We start from the raw sequence: 18474 nt of genomic DNA on the forward strand, positions 1-18474 counted from the left end.
AATCTGTAACCTAGAAAAGTCTCCTATCTCGTGTCTGAAATCTGAAATCTAGACTCTATCATTTACCATATTCACTTGCGGAGCAAAATTCACTATTCACGATTATTCATTACTCAGCGCATAGGTTCTGAAATTCAGCATTTTTATTTTTCCGGCATCTAAAAGGAAGATCAGGTTTTCTAAAATGTTGTTTTTAGAATGATAGTTGAGCTGTACCGAAAGATCTTCAATGGTTGAAGGTTTTTTAGCCAATAGATTAATGATCTGCTGAGAAATATTTTTTCCGAAAATCGACTGTTTATTCTTTTCGCAGACAGAACACTGTCCACAGTTCTTCGTATTCTTTTCGCCAAAGTAGGCGAGAATAAGTTTCATTTTACAGTAATCATTGTTTTCTATAAAAAACTTGATCTCCTCCCATTTCTGAATCTTATTTTTTTGGATATGCTCAAAAAGTTTCCAATAGGCTGAATGGGTTACTCTTTCGTCACGCGGTTTTAGAAATTTAATGCTCGAAAGGGCACCGTCTACATATTCCAGATAATTTTTCTGCTGAAGTTCCTTCAGTCGTTCTTTGATCAGCGGAACGCTTACACCGATTTTATTACTTACCTGCTGCTCACTGAACATTACTTTGTGTGTGGTGATTCCTGATACCGTACGAAGCAGGAGCTCTATAAAATAAGCGTCTTTTCGTGGAAGCTGGTCTATTTCATCAGCATTAAAAAGAAGCTCCAGTGAAGACAGGCTTTTGTTGTCGTTATGAAAGATGATTTCCTGATTGTGAAGAAAATTAAGAACATTACTGATCTTAGCTTTAGACAATCTTGTGAAGTTTTGTATGCCCTGAGTATTGAGCTGGAATACTTTTTCCGGCAATTCATATTCAGCCACCTGAAAAATAGAGTAGAGATAGGTGATAATCTTTAAAAACTCTGCTTTGTTGGGCGTTTGGTTTTTTAAGATTTCGTCAAAATTAAGAAGTTCCTGTTTATTCCAGAGAAGAAATGCAAAACTGTCTTTTCCGTCCCTTCCTGCTCTACCGATTTCCTGGTAATAATTCTCTAATGATGGCGCAGGAGAGTAGTGGATGACAAATCGGACATTGTCCTTGTCTATTCCCATACCGAAAGCATTGGTGGAAATAAGGACATGATTGTCACTTTGATTCCACATATTTTGCCTTGTATTTTTCTCTTTTGTTGTTAAACCAGCATGAAAATAATCTACATTTTTTACCTGATTTTTTTTAAGAAATTCTGCCAGCATTTCTGCATCTTTTCTGGTTCTTACGTAGACAATTCCTGAGTCATTGTTGTGCTTTAAAATATCAAAAACACGTTGAAATTTATCTGAAACTTCATCCATAAAGATTCTTATATTCTCTCTTTTAAAGCTCTTCTGGAAAACAAAAGGTTTTTTAAGTTCCAGTTTGTTTTTTATTTCTTCCAGTACTTTAGGAGTGGCCGTGGCCGTTAAAGCCAGACAGGGAATCTTGGGATTATTTTTTCTAAATTCTTTGATGTTCTGATAACTAGGACGGAAATCCTGTCCCCATTCTGAAATACAGTGAGCCTCATCTACGGCAATAAAAGACAGTTGAATTTCTTCAATATTCTGCAAAAACTGTCTGTTGGTCAATCTTTCCGGTGACACATACAAGAGTTTGGTAAGTCCGTCCTTACAACGGTCATAGACTGCTTCAGCATCATATTCATCCAATTCGGAGGATAGATAGTCTGCTTCTATACCGCGATGTTTAAGCTGGCTTACCTGATCTTTCATCAGGGCTAGCAGGGGAGAAATAACCAGACAGGTGCCTTCCTTTAATAAGGCTGGTAGTTGGTAACAGAGTGATTTTCCGGCACCCGTAGGTAGCAGGACGAGGCTGTCATTTTCATTGATAACTGCGTTGATGATCTCTTCCTGAGAATCTCTGAAACTATCATAGCCCCAAAAAAACTTTAGAGTATCATATTTTAACTTTTGAAAATCCTGCTGAGAAATCATAAGGTAAAAGTAATAAAAGTATTACAACAAAAAAAGCCGTGCTAGGCACGGCTTTGATATATTTACTGCTAATTGTATTATTTAGCTTCGAAGTATACTCTTCTATTTGCTCTGTTTTTCCATTCAGGACATTTAGTAGCTGGCTCACACTCAGGATATTTAAGGTCTTTTTCACCTTTTCCTATTGCATTGATTTTTCCAGACTGAACTCCGTTCTTAATTAAATAAGTCTTAACATTATTTGCTCTTCTTTCAGATAATTTTTGGTTATAAGCATCAGAAGCTCTTGTATCTGTAGCTCCGATTACATTATATGAACCGTTTGAAGAGTTGATATATGAAACAGCATTATTTAAGATTGGAGTGTTTGAAGGTAAAATTCTGTCAGAATTTAAATCAAACTCAATTCCTTCAAGTTTAGTTTCTGTTTCTACTACAGGACCTGTAGTAGTTGTAGGACATCCGTTGTTTTCAACAGGTCCAGGAACAGTCACACACTTATCGTAAAGGTCGATTACACCGTCAAGGTCAGTATCAAGAGCAACACCAGCACCATCTACTCTTGCACCAGCAGGAGTATCTAGCTGTCTGTCCCAATCGTCACAAACCCCGTCGTTATCAGCATCTCCTTTCTTACATACTTCAATATCCTGGTTTTTGTTAGCCAAAACATCAAGCTTGTAATAGATTTCCTGAAGTGGGTCATGCCACATTAAGTGAGACTCGTGCTTTCCTAGTTTCAATGAAATACCTAAAGTAGCATTGAAGAAGTTGTCAGATACCTGCTCTTCACGTTTGTTGATAGCACTGTATTTATCACCTCCACCGTCGAATTCATCATCACCGGTTACTACATACATCAATCGGCCTTCAAGGTCAATTCTTCTGTTAATTTTATATTTTAAACCAGCACCAGCCTGCATAAACATAGATCCAAACTTGAATGGTTTAACTTCAGTAGCCAGTCTTTGGCCAGTGATATCTTTCTGGTATGCTCTGTAAGCAATCGTACCGATACCTGCATAACCGTGAAGTGCCCATCTGAAAGGAGAATGATTGTCAACTCTTCTTAATAAGTTAGAGAAGTTGATATCTCCTAATAAAGAGATCGCATCATACTGAGTTCTTGCCCCTACCGCTGTTGCATCTGGAGCAGCATCCTTAGTATTGAACCATCCTTGTCTTGTTTCACCTCTGTCATATTGTAATTTTAAACCGAATGCATGAGTAATCGCTTTATCAATACTTACATAAGCAGAGTATCCGAAAAGATTCTTACCGTTACCATTCTTAATAGAAGTCAAATCTCCTGACTGAACTAGCGGTACACCAGCACCGGCTGAAATAGACCAGTCGTTGAATCTTTTTGACTGATTGGTAAACGGGGAAACATTGGCAGAACCAGAAGAAAATGTGTTTGGATATTCTCCATTTGAAACTGCTGTTGAGTCTTGTGCATAGCTTGTGGCTGGAATTGCCAGTGCTAATGCTACAATTGCTAAACTTAATTTCATAGTGTATTTTTTATTTAGTTAATTAAATGATTTTATTTTTATAAAAACAGTTTTATTGCTGTTTACTATTTTGTAGGGCATCCGTTGTTTTCAACAGGTCCGGGAACCGTTACACACTTATCATATAAATCTATCACTCCGTCAAGATCCATATCTAAAGCTACACCGGCACCATCTACTCTTGCTCCTGCAGGAGTATCTAGCTGTCTGTCCCAATCGTCACATACACCGTCATTATCAGCGTCTCCTTTTTCGCATACAACAAGATCTGTAGATGCATTTTCTAAAACGCTTGTTCTGTAGTATGCTTCCTGAAGAGGATCATGCCATGCTAAGTGGGATAAATTTTTCCCTAGTTTGAAAGAAACTCCTAAAGTAACTGTCCATGCATTATCAGATCTTGAATCGCTGATCATGTTATACTTTGAACCGAAAGCTGCAGGATCGTAGTCGTTTGGACCAGCCCATCCGCCTCCGTCAAATTCATCATCTCCACTTATGATGTACATTGTTCTCGCTTCGATATCGATAAGTCTTGAAACGTTGTATTTCATTCCTACACCGAACTGATAAAATAGAGAGTTAATGTCAAGATTCTGTTTGATAAACAAAGGAACTCTTTTTGGAGCGTCACTCCATCTGAATTCGTTTGCGTCATGCAGAGAAGTATTATAACCCTGGAACCCAATTCCTGCATAACCGTGTAAAGCCCATCTATAAGGAGAGTGGTTATCAACTCTTCTCAATAGATTGGAAAAGTTAACATCTCCCATTAAAGCAACCTGATCAAATTTAGTAGTTGCTGTACCTACCCCTGCCGCAGTACCTACTGCGCCTTCTAACATTGCTTTCTGTTTTGTTTCACCTCTCTGATAGATAAGGCTTAATCCAAAAGCATGCGTGATCTGCTTGTCAACACTTACATAGGCACTATATCCCCAATTGACCTTTTTGTCATAAAAAGATCTAAGGTCGGAATGAGCCATAAATGCTGCACCTCCACCAACAGAAATAGACCAGTCGTTGAAACGTCTGGACTTATTGTCGAATGGTTTTACATTAGCAGAACCTGAAGAGAAGGTATTAGGATACTCGGTTGAAGAGTTTACTGTTGTACTGTCCTGAGCGTAAGCTGTGATAGGCAGTGCGGCCAATAATAATAAACCTAATTTCATATTGTATGTTTTATGTTTTTTATTTTAGATAAAATTTTTCAATAATATTTTAGAAAAATCCCTTTCAAATAAATGCTTTTGATGGGGTATCTCTAATCTTTTTGATTTGAATTTCAAATCGTTATATTTAATGATATCAATATCTATTATTCTATCGCTGTAACTTCCAGATGATGCTGAATCATTAATTCTGCCCATTTCCATTTCAATACCTTTAACAAAATCAAGCAGTTGAATTGGTGAAAGACGCGTGAATATTATTGATGCAATATTACAAAAAATATTGGAACTAACAAACTCTACAGGTTCAGTAATTAAAAATTCGCTTGTTTGTGATATTTTATTACCACCATCACTGATTTTCTGTAAAGCGTATTCTAAATTTTTTTTTTGATCTCCAAGGTTACTTCCCAGTAACAAAACGACCTTATTCTGCGACATATTAGAAAATTGATTGATTTATGAGAAGTTTCTTTAAAAACGTATTGGCAAATATAGTGGCAATTGTCCTATTATGTGCCGTATTTTTCGTCTTTTTCATTATGATGATTGTATTCAGTTCCATGGGGAACGATAAATCTGTTGCCGTGAAAAACAATTCTGTTCTGACGATTAATTTAAAGACCAATATAATAGATAGCCCAACCGAAGAGGAAGTAGGGTTGTTTAACATCAGCGATAAAAGCAAAAGTGTCCTTTTGTACGATGTACTGGAAGCTATCAGGAAAGCGAAGACCGATGATAATATTAAAGGGATAAGTATTGAGGCTGATGATCTCCATGCAGGGATGACGCAAATCGATGATATCAGAAATGCTATTGAAGATTTTAAAAAGAGTGGGAAATTTGTATACGCTTACGGAAATGCGGTATCACAGGCTTCTTATTATTTAGGATCTGTAGCTGATCAGTATTATCTTAACCCATCCGGAATGATAGAACTGAAAGGACTTGCTACAGAAGTTACATTTTTTAAAGATTTTGCAGATAAATATGGTATTGGGATAGAAGTGATCCGTCACGGAAAATTCAAGTCTGCTGTAGAACCTTTTTTAAGAAATGATATCTCTCCTGAAAATAAAGAGCAGCTGAGTACACTTTTAAATGATATCTGGAAAAATACCTCCACTAAGATGGCTGTTTCAAGAAAAATTGATACAGCTCAGTTTAAAACAGTTGTCGACAGTTTATACGGAATGATTCCTGAATTAGGCTTAAAATATAAGCTTGCTGATAAACTGATCCAGAAAACAGAGTATGATCAGATGATAAAAGCTAAGCTGAGTCTTAAAGAGAAAGAAAAACTGAATAAAGTATCATTAGCAGGCTATATCAATTCTTATTCAGATGAAGATAAGGCAGGAGAGAAAGTGGCTATATTGTATGCGTCAGGAGGAATTAACAATGGAGATGGCTATAACGAAATCTATTCTGAAAAATACATCAAGTATATCAGAGATCTTCAGGATGATGATAAAGTAAAAGCAGTGGTCTTCAGAATCAATTCTCCGGGGGGAAGTGCCAATGCTTCGGATGAGATTTTATTTGAACTTCAGCAATTGAAAAAGAAAAAACCTTTAGTAGTTTCTTTTGGTGATTATGCTGCTTCAGGAGGTTATTATATCGCAATGGCAGCAGATAAGATCTATTCTGAACCTAATACACTGACAGGATCTATAGGAGTTTTCGGAGTGATACCTTATTACAAAGATCTTGCGAATAAAAATGGGATTCGTTCAGATATTGTTGCGACCAATGCCAATTCTCAGTATTATTCAGCTCTGAACGGTGTGACGGCTTACGGAGTCAACCTGATCACGAGAAGTGTAGAAGGAACCTATAAGAGATTTGTACATTTTGTTACTCAAAACAGAAAGCAGACTTTCGAGCAGATCGACAGTGTAGGAGGTGGAAGAGTATGGAGTGGTGTTCGTGCAAAGGAAATCGGGCTTGTAGATGAATTGGGAACATTGAATGACGCTGTGAAGTTTGCTGCACAAAAAGCTGGTTTAAAATCTTACCACATATCTTCATATCCTAAGAGAATGACTCCTTTTGAGCAGATCTTCAAAGACCTTAATGAAGAAGATATTTCTGCAAGAATTATTAAAAATAAAATAGGAAAAGCCAACTATGAAATCCTTCAGCAGATCACAGATGAGAAACTGAAGTCTGAGGTGAAAATGGAAATGCCTTACCAGATTAAGATCGACTAAACTAAATTATATTGTACAAAAAATCCCGGATCTGAATTTCAGATCCGGGATTTTATTTTTTATCTGCTAATGCTAGCTTTTCTTTGTTACCATTCCGTATACCCAAAGAACAATTAAAGCTCCGCCTACGGCTAATAGCATACTTCTGAAATCGAAACTATCTGTTGTTCCCCATCCCAAAAAGCTGCCTATAAATCCTCCTACGAAAGCTCCAATAATACCTAGGATAATCGTTATCAGCCAACCGCCGCCTTGTGTTCCCGGCATAATAAGTTTTGCAATTGCACCTGCAATAAGACCAAATATGATCCAAGTTAAAATTCCCATAGTCCTAAATTTTATTTGTTAATAATGTTTAAAAGTTGAAATACTAATTTAAAGATAAATATGATAAAAATCATCTTTTCTTGAAAAAAGAATCTACAAATTCTGTACCATTAAACAATTGGAGGTCCTGCATCTTTTCACCTACACCGATATACTTTACCGGAATCTGGAATTGATCTGATATACCTATGACCACACCGCCTTTTGCAGTTCCGTCAAGTTTTGTTACTGCTAATGCATTGACTTCAGTGGCTGCTGTAAACTGTTTTGCTTGCTCAAACGCATTCTGTCCTGTAGAACCGTCAAGAACCAGAAGGATCTCATGAGGAGCATCAGGGATGACCTTCTGCATGACTCTTTTGATCTTGGAAAGTTCATTCATCAGGTTGATTTTATTGTGAAGTCTTCCTGCGGTATCAATGATCACTACATCTGCCCCTTGTGCAACGGCACTCTGTACGGTATCGAAAGCCACAGAAGCCGGATCTGAGCCCATATCCTGTTTTACGATAGGAACACCCACTCTTTCGCTCCAGATCGTCAGCTGGTCTACTGCCGCCGCTCTGAAGGTATCTGCTGCTCCAAGTACAACCTTTCTGCCCTCAGATTTAAACTGGTGAGCAAGTTTCCCGATTGTCGTTGTTTTTCCTACACCATTTACTCCCACTACCATGATGACGTAAGGCTTTTTCGAGCTGTCTATATTTCCTGTTCCTGCGTGAGGATTTTCAAGAAGCAGTCCTGAGATCTCTTCACGAAGGATATCGTCAAGTTCGCTTACACTTACATATTTATCACGGGCAACGCGTTCTTCAATCCTTTCTATGATCTTGATGGTGGTAGATGCGCCTACGTCAGATGCAATAAGTATTTCTTCAAGATTATCCAGTACTTCATCATCTACTTTGCTCTTACCGACTACGGCCTTCGTCATTTTTTCAAAGAACCCCTGGCTGGATTTTTCCAGACCTTTATCTAAAGTTTCTTTTTCTTCTTTTTTGAAAATATTTTTAAACCAACTCATAGTTCATTCTTATTTGTTTTTTATAACTGCCGTGGCTTCTACTTCTATAAGTACGTCATCTCTGAAAAGACGGCTCACTTCCACAAGGCTGCTCACTGGAGGATTTTGAAGGTTGATATACAAGTCACGAATTTTTCTAAAGTCTGGTATTTTGGAAATATCGGTTACGAAAATTCCCAGTTTTACAATATCTTTTGCTGTAGCTCCATATTCTTTCAGGATGCATTCAATGTTTTTAAAAATCTGCTGGGTTTGCTTCTCTACGTTGTCTCCTACGAGGTTGCCGGAAACATCCAGTGGAACTTGTCCGGAAAGAAAGATCATCTTAGAATTTCCACAGTCAATGCTTGTTGATTGTGAAAGTCCTTTAATGGAGAAAACTTCAGCTGAGTTTTTAAATTCTACATTGTCCATTTTTTTCTGACCGAATGAAAATAGAAAAATTTCTGTGAAAACCAGAATAAGAATCTTTTTCATATAAAGGTATATTTAGTTGATTAATAATCTGGTGAACAAAGATAACAAAAAAACTACCCAAAATCTGAGTAGTTTTTTATATTGTAAATAAAGTGGAGATTATTTCTTCAAATAACCGTCTACTTCGTCTGCATTCATTACTTTTTCTTCAAAAACGTAAGCACCTGACTTAGATGACTTAACCATTTTCACAACTTTAGTCATTTTTTTTGACTGTCCGCTTTGTAGGGTTGCTACTACTTTCTTTGCCATGGTAAATTATATTTATAAATTACTTGATTTCTTTGTGAAGGGTAGATCTTTTAAGAACTGGATTATACTTTTTAAGCTCTAATCTCTCTGTAGTGTTCTTTTTATTTTTAGTAGAAATGTATCTAGACATTCCTGGCATACCACTCTCTTTGTGCTCTGTACATTCAAGAATTACTTGAACTCTGTTTCCTTTTTTTGCCATGATTTATTAATTCTTTTTAATCAATCCGTTTCTAGTAGCTCTTTCAATAGCTTCCTCGATTCCAATCTTGTTAATCACTCTCAATCCATGAGCTGATACTTTCAGTGTTACGTGCTTATCTTGCTCCGGAAGGTAAAATTTCTTCTCTAATAAGTTAATTTCAAAACGACGCTTCGTTTTGTTATTAGCGTGAGAAACGTTGTTACCAACCATTGCACGCTTTCCTGTTATTTGGCAAATTCTTGACATATCTCGATGTTCTTATTTGTATAATATTTGAGAGTGCAAAATAACGAAGAATTTTTTATATAGACAAATCTTTTGGAAAATATTTACAAATAACAGGCTGATTAATAATCATGAATTTTAAAATAGTCGAAATCCCGACATAAGCTGAGCCAAGTGACTGATATATTTCATGTAAACTTTCCGTGAAAAGCAAATTCCAATGTTTTATCTTTGTTTTTAATTAATCTAAATAAAAATAATATGAAGAGGATTTATATTCTTTTATCTATGCTTCCTGTTGGGCTGATGGCGCAGGATTATGCTGAAATCCAGACCGGTATGAAGAATTTTTATTACGGGGCAGCAGGTGTGGCTGATATGGATAATGACGGAAAGCAGGATATAGTGATCAACGGAGCCATTGATAGTGATGATGATGGAAATGTTGACACCTCTTTCAATGAAGTATACAAAAATAATGGAACTTCACTGGTATCTTATGTCAATTTGGGAACAGATGCAACCCACCTGGGAGATATAAAATTCATGGACTTTAATAATGACGGTCTTTTGGATATTATTTCTACAGGGCTAAGCTATAATGATGTTGTAAACTATAAACATTACAGATTTCGAAATACTGGAAGCGGTTTTACAAAAGAAGCTGACCTTGCAGGAAAGATCTATGGATCCTTGGAAGCTTGCGATTTCAATAATGATGGCAAAATTGATTACGCGATCAATGGAACTCAATATGTAGAAGGAGCCGGTTTTTTAAATAATCTGGATTTTTATAAGAATACAGGCACTGACTTTGAAATCTTCAAAGGCTGGCTGCCGGGAACACAAAATGGAAGCTTCAAATTTGTAGATCTTAACAATGATAATCTTCTGGATCTCGTTATTTTAGGAGTTGCTGATGGTGATGTTCCCATATTTAGAGTCTATATCAATCAGGCAGGAACATTAACGCTAACGCAGGATTTTACGTCCCTGACAGGCGGAAAAATGGATTTCGCAGATTTCAATGCTGATGGTTACCAGGATATCGTAGTTACAGGCCAGGATAGCAGCTACTCTGGATTTCTTGCCGTCCTTATGAATGATGGAACCGGGCATCTGAATGTAGAGCAGATCAATGTTCCTAAGATCGCTGATTCATCTGTAACGACAGGGGATCTGAATAATGACGGATACTATGATTTTATAGTTTCCGGAAATGATGAAAATAATGATGCTGTCGTAAAAACTTTTTTATATGATACTTCGAACCAAAATTTCACTGAACATATACCTACAGGACTGCATACTTTAGGAGGGCCGGGTTTTGTTAATTTACTTGACTTTGACAATGACCACCGTCTGGATGTTTTGCTGGCCGGATTTGATTGGGCGGATCCGGACATGCCTTCACTTACCAAAATTTTCAAAAATACTTCTACTGAGGTTAATCTGAAACCTGTACCTCCTGCAGTCCTTAATGTAGCAAAGACCGGAAACCGTTTTACATTTTCATGGAGTGGAGCATCTGATGATAAGACACCGGTGAAAGCGTTACGCTATGAAATCAAAGTTGGATCTACACCCGGAGCTTCCAATATTGCAAAATATGTAGTAACAACACCATCGTGGTTCCTGGATCTTGATCCTTCCATTCAGAATGTATACTGGAGTGTAAAATCTATAGATGCTTCAAACGTATTTTCTGATGCGTCTGCTCAAAATACATTGGCAACCCTGGATGTAATAAATATAGACAGCCGGATTTCAATATATCCGAATCCGACATCAGAGAAAATACATATTAAAGGAGAGAAAGTTTCGGACGTTGAAATCTATTCGATGGATGGCAGAAAACAGAATGTTGTTTTAAATAATGACCAGTCTGTCAATGTATCCCATCTTACGAAAGGGGTTTATGTGGTAAAACTGAAAATTAAAAACGAAATAATCATCAGAAAACTAATGATTAAATAACTGATAGTTCTATGAGTGAGAAAAGCCAGTCGTCCAGCTGGCTTTTCTATTTTTTTGATAGTGAAAATTTAGTCATCTAGAAAAAGAACTTTATCCCGACGGATAAAGTTCTTTTTAATTATTGAGTTATGCTGGACCACCCCGTCAAAAATTCTTTGAATTTTCGCCACCCTACGCGGGAGTGGAACTTTTGTCGTTTGAATCGTTATCGTATTTTTTACTCAAACATATTGATAGCCCTAATAGTAAATAAAAACCTTTGATTTTTTAAACTTACTGTGGTCTTCTTATTCGCAAAGTATTTAAACTTAAAATAACTTAAGTGTCAAAATCTATTGTGACTTTTGTGGTCGAAATTTCTCAATAATAAATAGACAGGTCAGTATAGAGAATCTTGTTTATTTACCCGGACCATTAGTGCTATTTATGTTTAAAAAAGATGATCATCAATATTAAGCTTTCTTAATCCTGCTCCTGAACTTTTCAATCAAAAAGTAAAACAGTAAAAAGCCCAGTGCAAAAAAGGAAAATCTTGATAAAAGATCCCCGGCTCTTGTGTAGAAAGTCGTGGTTTCATAAAGATTCACTTTTGCAAATAATGTGGTTTGGTCGCCGTAGAAAGTATCAGCTACCACTTCTCCTTTGGCATTGATATGTGCAGATATACCGCTGTTGGCAGCACGGGCAATTTCTCTTCTGTTTTCAATAGCCCTTAGTTTCGCATAAGATAGAAGCTGTTTGTGTCCTTCTGTAACTCCCCACCAGGAGTCGTTGGTCATAATACCCATAAAATTGGCGCCTTTTTTTACGTATTCTGTTGTGAATTCACCATAGATACTTTCGTAGCAGATGATGGGTGCCATACGGCCTTTATTGTAAGGATTTGAGAAGGATTTTCTTTCCTTGTCTATGCTCAGAGAAGCAACGGTTCCGCCTAGGTTAAGCATGGCATCGCCCAGAAGAGGTTTTAAAACACTCATGTATGGGAAGATCTCAACACCAGGTACCAGTTTTCCTTTATGATACACCTGAATCTTCTCCTGTGGTGCAATCTGAATGGCGGTATTGTAGCTTTCTACCCAAAGTTCAGGATTGAGCTGATAAGCTTCTTTTGGAATATTTTCCTGATTTTTATAAAAACGGTGTGAAGAAATTCCTGTGGCAAAAACGGCTCCCGGATGTTTAGATAAAAATCCTTTGACATTATTTAAAAGGACACTTTTTTCAAAAGTGGGTTCAGAGATAGAACCTCTTCCCGGAAGTGCAGTTTCTGGCGCAATATAATAATCGATTTTACCTTTTGAATTATTTTCTGCTAAAGTTAACAGGTCGTTTTCAATGGTAAGGCTGTCCTTTGAATACTTTTCAGCATAAGGATCAAGATCAGGCTGAAGCATCAGAACATTCACCTGTCCGGAAGGTTTTTCGTTGAAGTTATTGTATTTGACTAATGAAATAATCATAGGCAGAATAATCAGGGCAGCTACAATAGAAACATTTCTGATCAGATCTTTTCTCTTTCTTCCGGCTTCCCAGGTTCTTAAAGTATAGAAAACTAAAACATTGATGAGTAAGATCCAGAAGCTTCCGCCGGTTGCTCCCAGTGTATCATACCATTGGATCAGTTTAGGGTATTCTGAAAATACATTTCCTAAATTCAGCCATGGCCATGTCAGTTCCCAGTTAAGATGGAATTTTTCAAAACTCATCCAGATAGCGATAAGGAACCCTAATCCCCAGTAGGTTCCCTGTGCATTTTTGTACCAGTGATAACATTGGAAAACAAGAGAATAGAGGAACGAATTCACAAGGACCGGAAAAACTACGGCCATCATAGAATGGCTTCCGTCCGGGTTTTTGGAACCATACAGCCATCCCGTCGTTACGATGTTCCAGACTACAAAACAAAGGTAGGAGAGCCCGAAAACCATCCAGCTTTTTCTTTTGTACGCTGAAAATTTTGATATGCCGTGTTCCATCATCAATAGAGGAACAAGGGCAAAAAATATAAAGAACGGTATTCCGTAAGTGGGCCACGAAACGGATAGTAGCATTGCTGAAATAAGCGTAAGTAAAAGGTATTTCATTAAATTAATTTAACACACAAATTTAATGTTTTTGAAATGAATAAATTTGCACTTGATGTTAAAGAAATTTTATAAAATTGTTATTGTTCCGTATACACTGGTGTTGCTCTACCTTATGTTTTTAGGAATGGGCAGATTTCAGTACGAAGACAATCAGATTACAGTAGAGCCTATTCTCTCCACGCTGGAGTTTATCCACAATACCATTGGATGGAAAGATATTGTGCTCATTGTGCTGGGCAATATCATCATGTTTATTCCTTTTGGATTTTTGGGGTGGATCTTTCCTCAGCTTAAAGATCTGAAAAGGCTGTTGTACGTTTTCGTTTCTTCTATAGTCATCGTTGAAGCGCTTCAGTATTTTACAAGAATGGGCATATTTGAGGTGGATGATATCATTCTTAATACTTTCGGTGTTTTTCTGGGCTGGCTGCTTTGCAGGCTGATAGAAAAGAAATTTATCCGTTTAGTTCTTTAGCCCGCTTTTCAGCATTTAAAATTCCGTTTTTTAGAATTTCTTTAAAATTGTTGTCTTCAAATGTCTTTAACGCCGCTTCGGTTGTTCCGCCTTTGGAGGCAACGTCTTTAATGAGTTCTTCAAGACTTTTTTCAGAATTATTGATCAGGTGGTATGCACCCAGCATGGTCTGTTGTACAAACAGTTTAGAAAGATTTTCTTCAATGCCCATTTCCATCCCAGCTTTGATCATAGTATCAATAATATAATAAAAGTAGGCAGGTCCGCTTCCTGAAAGGGCTGTAACACCGTCCAGAAGATCTTCATTTTCCAGATACACCGATCTTCCGGTACTGTTCAGAAGTCTTTCAATATTGATCAGTTGGCTGAAGGAGATGCCATTAGCAGCAGTGTACCCGGTAATTCCCATTCCCAAGAGGGTAGGAGAGTTGGGCATCGCTCTTACGACAAGCGGGTGATTTAATAATTGTTGAATCTTTTCAATTTTGATTCCGGCCATGATAGACAGGACCATTTGGTTTTCTTTTAATGTAAATTGAAAATTCTGGGCAACATGCAGAAAATCCTGAGGTTTTACAGCAATGATGATAAGATCTGCATCCAGTTCCTGGGTTTCTTCAAAAGTAGAGATTTTAGATTTTGGAAACTCTTCGGCGATCTTGGAAATTTTAGACTGACTTCTTGTGATCAGGTGTAGATTTTCAGGCTTGATCAGGTCATATTTTAAGAAGGATTTTGAAAAAGAAAGGCCCATATTGCCTGCTCCGAGAATAGTGATTTTCATACGTGTGTTTTTGTTTATCCGTGATTTTTATTTCAAATATTTTCTGAAAACTTTGGAGTAATTATCATTAAAGTTAATGAGATCTATATCTTTAAAAGAAATTTTCCTGGGTTTTTTATTGATTCTGCCCGCTGGATCATAGTTATTGATCATCACTGATTTTGCATTTACTTCTAAAATTTCACCAATTGAAAACAGATTCTTTTTATTTTTTTGACTTTCAATGATGCAATGGTAGCCTTGCTTTTTGATTGATTTAAAAAGAGATTCTGAATTTTCTAAATGAGTTTTATCAATAATTTTCTGATTAAAACAGATCAAATTTTCATTCAGATAAATCGCCTTTGAAACATCATCATATCCATTGTTTCGAATACTTCTGACTCTGTCATATGGAACAATTTTAGTGCCTGTCAGCGCAAAGTCATTGGTCTCTTCAATCATGACAAAATCATCAGAAAATTTAACCAGGAAACCGGATATAGCAGAATCATCATCAAGATAAATTTTCACGAAATCGGTGGCATCAATATGCTTTTGGATTAATTTCTTAAATGCCTTTTCTGAATATTTTTTGCCCATAACTTCGATATTTTTAGCTAAAATAAACTATTTATAGTAAAAAAGATAGGATTGGGATGAACTTAAAACTATTCCACTGGAAATTCCGGACGGCTCATTCTAAATTTCGTTCCCGAAAGAGATTCCAGAAAAGAGACAAGCGCTTTCTTTTCTTACGGAGTTAATTTTAAAGGTTTTAATAAAGGATCGGAAGACGGATAAAGCGGATCCTGAAGTTTCTTTTCAGGAGAAGGATCCATCATGTGCATTCCGCTGTCATAGATATTCACTACACCTTCCAGATCACCGAATAATCCTTTGTGCATCCACGGTTGGGTAAACAGAAGATCTCTCAGTTGAGGTATAATAATCGGCTGGAGTTATATAATATTCACCTCCCGTTCCAGTTCTATTCCGAACTTTTCTTTAACAGAATTGATAATCTGCGTTGAAAAATCATAAATTTCTTTTCCCGTAGCATTTCCAGTAGCATTCACGATAACCAGCGCCTGAAGTTGGTGTGAGGCTGCATTGCCTATCTGTTTTCCTTTCCAGCCACATTGCTCGATGAGCCATCCGGCAGGTACTTTCACCACATCTCCATTTGGAAACCCGGGAATATGTTCAAACTTTTGCTTTAAATCTTCAAACTGGGCTAATGGAATGGTAGGGTTTTTAAAAAAACTTCCTGCATTTCCGGTCACCTTTGGATCCGGGAGTTTGCTCTGTCTGATATTGATGACAGCTTTGGAAACATCCTGGATCGTAGGATTGGTAATTCCTAAATGATCCAGCTCAGTTTTTATCGCTCCGTATTCTGTTTTAATGTGATGATTCTTCTTTGTTAATTTAAAACTAACCTCCAGAATCACATACTTTCCTTTGCCTTCCTGCTTGAAAATAGAATCCCTGTATCCGAAATGACACTGTTCAAGGTTAAATGTTTTCAGTTCAAGATTTTCAAGATCCAAAACAGTACAACCCACGAAAATATCTTTAATTTCAGTTCCGTACGCCCCAATATTCTGCATAGGTGAGGTACCCACATTTCCGGGAATCAAAGAAAGGTTTTCCAGTCCGCCGTACTTTTTTTCAAGGCTGTACATCACGAATTCATGCCAGTTTTCCCCGGCTTTTGCCGTTACAAGAACTTCATTTTCATTCAGATCTTCCTGTTCAATTCCTTTTAAGCTGAGTTTAATGGCAAGACCTTCAAAATCTTTAGTCAGCAGGATATTGCTTCCGCCGCCCAAAAATAAAACAGGAAGATCATGATCTTTAGAATCATTAATAGCATTCTTCAGTTCTTCAATCGTGTATACTTCAATAAAGTATTTTGCGTTGACATCAACACCGAATGTATTGTAAGGCTTTAAGGAAAAATTTTCTTGCATATTTTTATTGGTATTCTGTTGGAAGAATCATGTTGAGTTGTTCTTTGAATTGCTTCAGCTGTTGGTAATGCACCGTATCCGCATAAGAATTGACGTAAATATGTGACTTTTTTGGAGTTCTGATCTGAAAAGTTTCGTCGATGCCGTCTACAGACTGTTTGCTGGGAGAACTTTGTATCTCATCAAGATCTTTAGTATGGATCGAGGAGATCAGCTGTTTCCAGATCTGTGCATTGATGGCTGTGCTCCATTCCTTATGAGTTCCGCGGGCTGTGATGCCCTGTTCCGCGCGTATGGAGTCTTTGGTGACTTTAATGATCTTATAATCTCCCTGATCACCTCCGATATTGGATAGACTGATGAACGTTATTTCATTCGGATTTTGATGAGTAGCTGGGATCTGCTTCTTTGTCTTGTCACAGGAAAAAAATGCCGGCAACAAAAATATTGAAAACAGGAGTTTCAGATAAGTATTTTTTATTGCCGGCACCATAGATTATATTTTACAGGCTAAATTCTTCTCTGTATTTTTTCAAAGCTTCTTTAAGAATTTCAGCGCTTTTCTTAAGATCTTCCTCTTTCAGCACATAAGCAATTCTTACCTGTTTTTTTCCTAATTCAGGATCGCTGTAGAAACCTCCTGCTGGTGCTACCATGATCGTTTCCTTGTTAAGAGAGTATTTTTCTAAAAGCCACTGTGCAAATTTCTCAGTATCATCTACGGGAAGTTCTGCAACGCAGTAGAATGCACCTCTTGGCTTAGGGCAAATTACTCCCGGAATAGCATTCAGAAGGTCTACCAATATATTTCTTCTGTGCGTATATTCTTCTCTTACCGCTCTGATGTAGGCACCGTCGTTCTGGTGAGCTGCTGTTGCTGCAATCTGACCTAAGAGTACAGGACTTAATCTTGCCTGTGCAAAAAGCATCGCTGCATCATGAATTTTTTTAGAACGGGTCAGCATACATCCGATTCTTACGCCACACATAGAATAACGCTTGGATTCTGAATCGATGATGATGCAATTTTCGCTCAGTTCAGGGAAATCCAGCATAGAAATCTGCTGCTTTCCATCGTAAACATATTCTCTGTATACCTCGTCAGAGATAATAACGATATCATATTTCAAAGCAATTTCTGCCAGCTGCTGAAGCTCTTCACGGGTGTAAAGATATCCTGTAGGATTACCTGGATTGCAGATAACGATTGCTCTTGTTTTGTCTGTAATCTTTTTCTCAAATTCTTCGATCGGAGGAAGGGCGAAACCTGTATCAATAGTAGACGGAACCGCTACAACGTTTACGTTGAATGTGCTGGTAAAACCGTTGTAATTGGCATAGTAAGGCTCAGGAATAATTACCTCGTCACCGTCATCACATAAAGTAGAAATTGCGAAGTTTAAGGCTTCAGAACCTCCATTCGTTACAATGAAATTATCAGGCGTCAGATCTGAAAAACCTAAGGTGTGATAATAGTCGGTTAAGGCCTTTCTGTATTCTATATTACCTTCAGAAAGCGCATATTCTAATACTTTAAGATCAATATTCTTTAAAGCATTTAAAGCTGTTTCCGGCGTTTCAATATCAGGCTGCCCGATATTAAGGTGATATACTTTTATTCCCTTCTGTTTCGCTTTTAAAGCGTAAGGAACCAGTTTTCTTACCGGCGATGGCGGCATATGCTGTGCTCTGTTTGAAATATTCGGCATTGTTCAAAAAATTTGTATGGCAAAAATAAGATTTAATTTCTCAATAATAAAATAACCTG

Annotated in this window: 18 protein-coding genes and 2 pseudogenes; 3 read left to right on the forward strand and 17 right to left on the reverse strand. The window is 37.2% G+C overall.

What is annotated here, in order from left to right; genetic code table 11:
* Positions 1–102 precede the first annotated feature (102 nt).
* The 4 genes and pseudogenes from NZD88_RS08820 to folK form a co-directional block, all read right to left on the reverse strand.
* A complete protein-coding gene (locus NZD88_RS08820; protein ID WP_259828776.1) occupies positions 103–2010 on the reverse strand; it encodes a RecQ family ATP-dependent DNA helicase in 1908 nt (635 codons plus the stop codon).
* Between the two features lie 77 nt (positions 2011–2087).
* Entirely contained in the window at positions 2088–3524 is a 1437-nt protein-coding gene (locus NZD88_RS08825) for an OmpA family protein (protein ID WP_259828778.1), read from the reverse strand.
* 71 nt (positions 3525–3595) lie between these two features.
* Positions 3596–4699, reverse strand: a pseudogene (locus tag NZD88_RS08830) (OmpA family protein); the annotation flags it as partial.
* Between the two features lie 24 nt (positions 4700–4723).
* Entirely contained in the window at positions 4724–5140 is a 417-nt protein-coding gene (gene folK / locus NZD88_RS08835; protein ID WP_259828780.1) for a 2-amino-4-hydroxy-6-hydroxymethyldihydropteridine diphosphokinase, read from the reverse strand.
* Positions 5141–5160: 20 nt separating this feature from the next.
* Here folK and sppA point away from each other — a divergent pair, with 20 nt between their 5' ends.
* Entirely contained in the window at positions 5161–6915 is a 1755-nt protein-coding gene (gene sppA / locus NZD88_RS08840) for a signal peptide peptidase SppA (protein ID WP_259828781.1), read from the forward strand.
* Between the two features lie 72 nt (positions 6916–6987).
* Here sppA and NZD88_RS08845 read toward each other — a convergent pair whose 3' ends face one another.
* The 6 genes from NZD88_RS08845 to rpmB form a co-directional block, all read right to left on the reverse strand.
* Positions 6988–7242: a GlsB/YeaQ/YmgE family stress response membrane protein gene (locus NZD88_RS08845; protein WP_259828782.1), complete on the reverse strand. Its 255-nt coding sequence runs from the start codon at positions 7240–7242 to the stop codon at positions 6988–6990.
* 70 nt (positions 7243–7312) lie between these two features.
* Positions 7313–8266, reverse strand: coding sequence for a signal recognition particle-docking protein FtsY (gene ftsY, locus NZD88_RS08850; RefSeq protein ID WP_259828783.1), 954 nt, complete (start codon positions 8264–8266; stop codon positions 7313–7315).
* Positions 8267–8275: 9 nt separating this feature from the next.
* The gene (locus NZD88_RS08855; protein WP_259828784.1) at positions 8276–8743 is read right to left on the reverse strand and encodes a RidA family protein; all 468 of its coding nucleotides are present in this window, start codon (positions 8741–8743) and stop codon (positions 8276–8278) included.
* A 99-nt stretch (positions 8744–8842) separates the two neighbouring features.
* The gene (locus tag NZD88_RS08860) at positions 8843–8995 is read right to left on the reverse strand and encodes a DUF4295 domain-containing protein (RefSeq protein WP_002976755.1); all 153 of its coding nucleotides are present in this window, start codon (positions 8993–8995) and stop codon (positions 8843–8845) included.
* A 19-nt stretch (positions 8996–9014) separates the two neighbouring features.
* Positions 9015–9197, reverse strand: coding sequence for a 50S ribosomal protein L33 (rpmG, locus tag NZD88_RS08865; protein ID WP_027373683.1), 183 nt, complete (start codon positions 9195–9197; stop codon positions 9015–9017).
* 6 nt (positions 9198–9203) lie between these two features.
* A complete protein-coding gene (gene rpmB / locus NZD88_RS08870; protein WP_002976757.1) occupies positions 9204–9446 on the reverse strand; it encodes a 50S ribosomal protein L28 in 243 nt (80 codons plus the stop codon).
* A 240-nt stretch (positions 9447–9686) separates the two neighbouring features.
* On the opposite strand from rpmB, the gene NZD88_RS08875 reads away from it, so the two are divergent.
* Positions 9687–11402: a T9SS type A sorting domain-containing protein gene (locus NZD88_RS08875; protein WP_259828785.1), complete on the forward strand. Its 1716-nt coding sequence runs from the start codon at positions 9687–9689 to the stop codon at positions 11400–11402.
* A 452-nt stretch (positions 11403–11854) separates the two neighbouring features.
* Here the strand turns inward: NZD88_RS08875 and lnt are convergent, their stop codons facing one another.
* Positions 11855–13489, reverse strand: a complete 1635-nt coding sequence (lnt, locus tag NZD88_RS08880) for an apolipoprotein N-acyltransferase (RefSeq protein ID WP_259828786.1) — start codon at positions 13487–13489, stop codon at positions 11855–11857.
* A gap of 55 nt (positions 13490–13544) precedes the next feature.
* On the opposite strand from lnt, the gene NZD88_RS08885 reads away from it, so the two are divergent.
* Positions 13545–13967, forward strand: a complete 423-nt coding sequence (locus NZD88_RS08885) for a VanZ family protein (protein WP_259828787.1) — start codon at positions 13545–13547, stop codon at positions 13965–13967.
* On the opposite strand, the gene proC is transcribed toward NZD88_RS08885, so the two are convergent.
* From proC to NZD88_RS08915, 6 genes and pseudogenes are all read right to left on the reverse strand, one after another.
* Complete coding sequence (gene proC, locus NZD88_RS08890; RefSeq protein ID WP_341483009.1) at positions 13948–14769, reverse strand: pyrroline-5-carboxylate reductase; 822 nt, start codon at positions 14767–14769, stop codon at positions 13948–13950. The genes NZD88_RS08885 and proC overlap by 20 nt on opposite strands.
* Positions 14770–14778: 9 nt before the next feature.
* Positions 14779–15333 (reverse strand): hypothetical protein, encoded by a 555-nt coding sequence (locus NZD88_RS08895; protein ID WP_259828789.1) that lies wholly within the window; start codon positions 15331–15333, stop codon positions 14779–14781.
* Between the two features lie 68 nt (positions 15334–15401).
* Positions 15402–15674, reverse strand: a pseudogene (locus tag NZD88_RS08900) (cytochrome-c peroxidase); the annotation flags it as partial.
* Between the two features lie 18 nt (positions 15675–15692).
* Positions 15693–16706: a UDP-N-acetylmuramate dehydrogenase gene (gene murB / locus NZD88_RS08905; protein ID WP_259828790.1), complete on the reverse strand. Its 1014-nt coding sequence runs from the start codon at positions 16704–16706 to the stop codon at positions 15693–15695.
* 4 nt (positions 16707–16710) lie between these two features.
* Positions 16711–17199, reverse strand: a complete 489-nt coding sequence (locus NZD88_RS08910; protein ID WP_259828791.1) for a hypothetical protein — start codon at positions 17197–17199, stop codon at positions 16711–16713.
* A 10-nt stretch (positions 17200–17209) separates the two neighbouring features.
* Positions 17210–18415, reverse strand: coding sequence for a pyridoxal phosphate-dependent aminotransferase (locus NZD88_RS08915; RefSeq protein ID WP_259828792.1), 1206 nt, complete (start codon positions 18413–18415; stop codon positions 17210–17212).
* Between the last annotated feature and the right edge of the window lie 59 nt (positions 18416–18474).

Origin of the sequence: Chryseobacterium pyrolae (assembly GCF_025153485.1) — a bacterium.
Taxonomy (GTDB): Bacteria; Bacteroidota; Bacteroidia; order Flavobacteriales; family Weeksellaceae; genus Chryseobacterium; species Chryseobacterium antibioticum.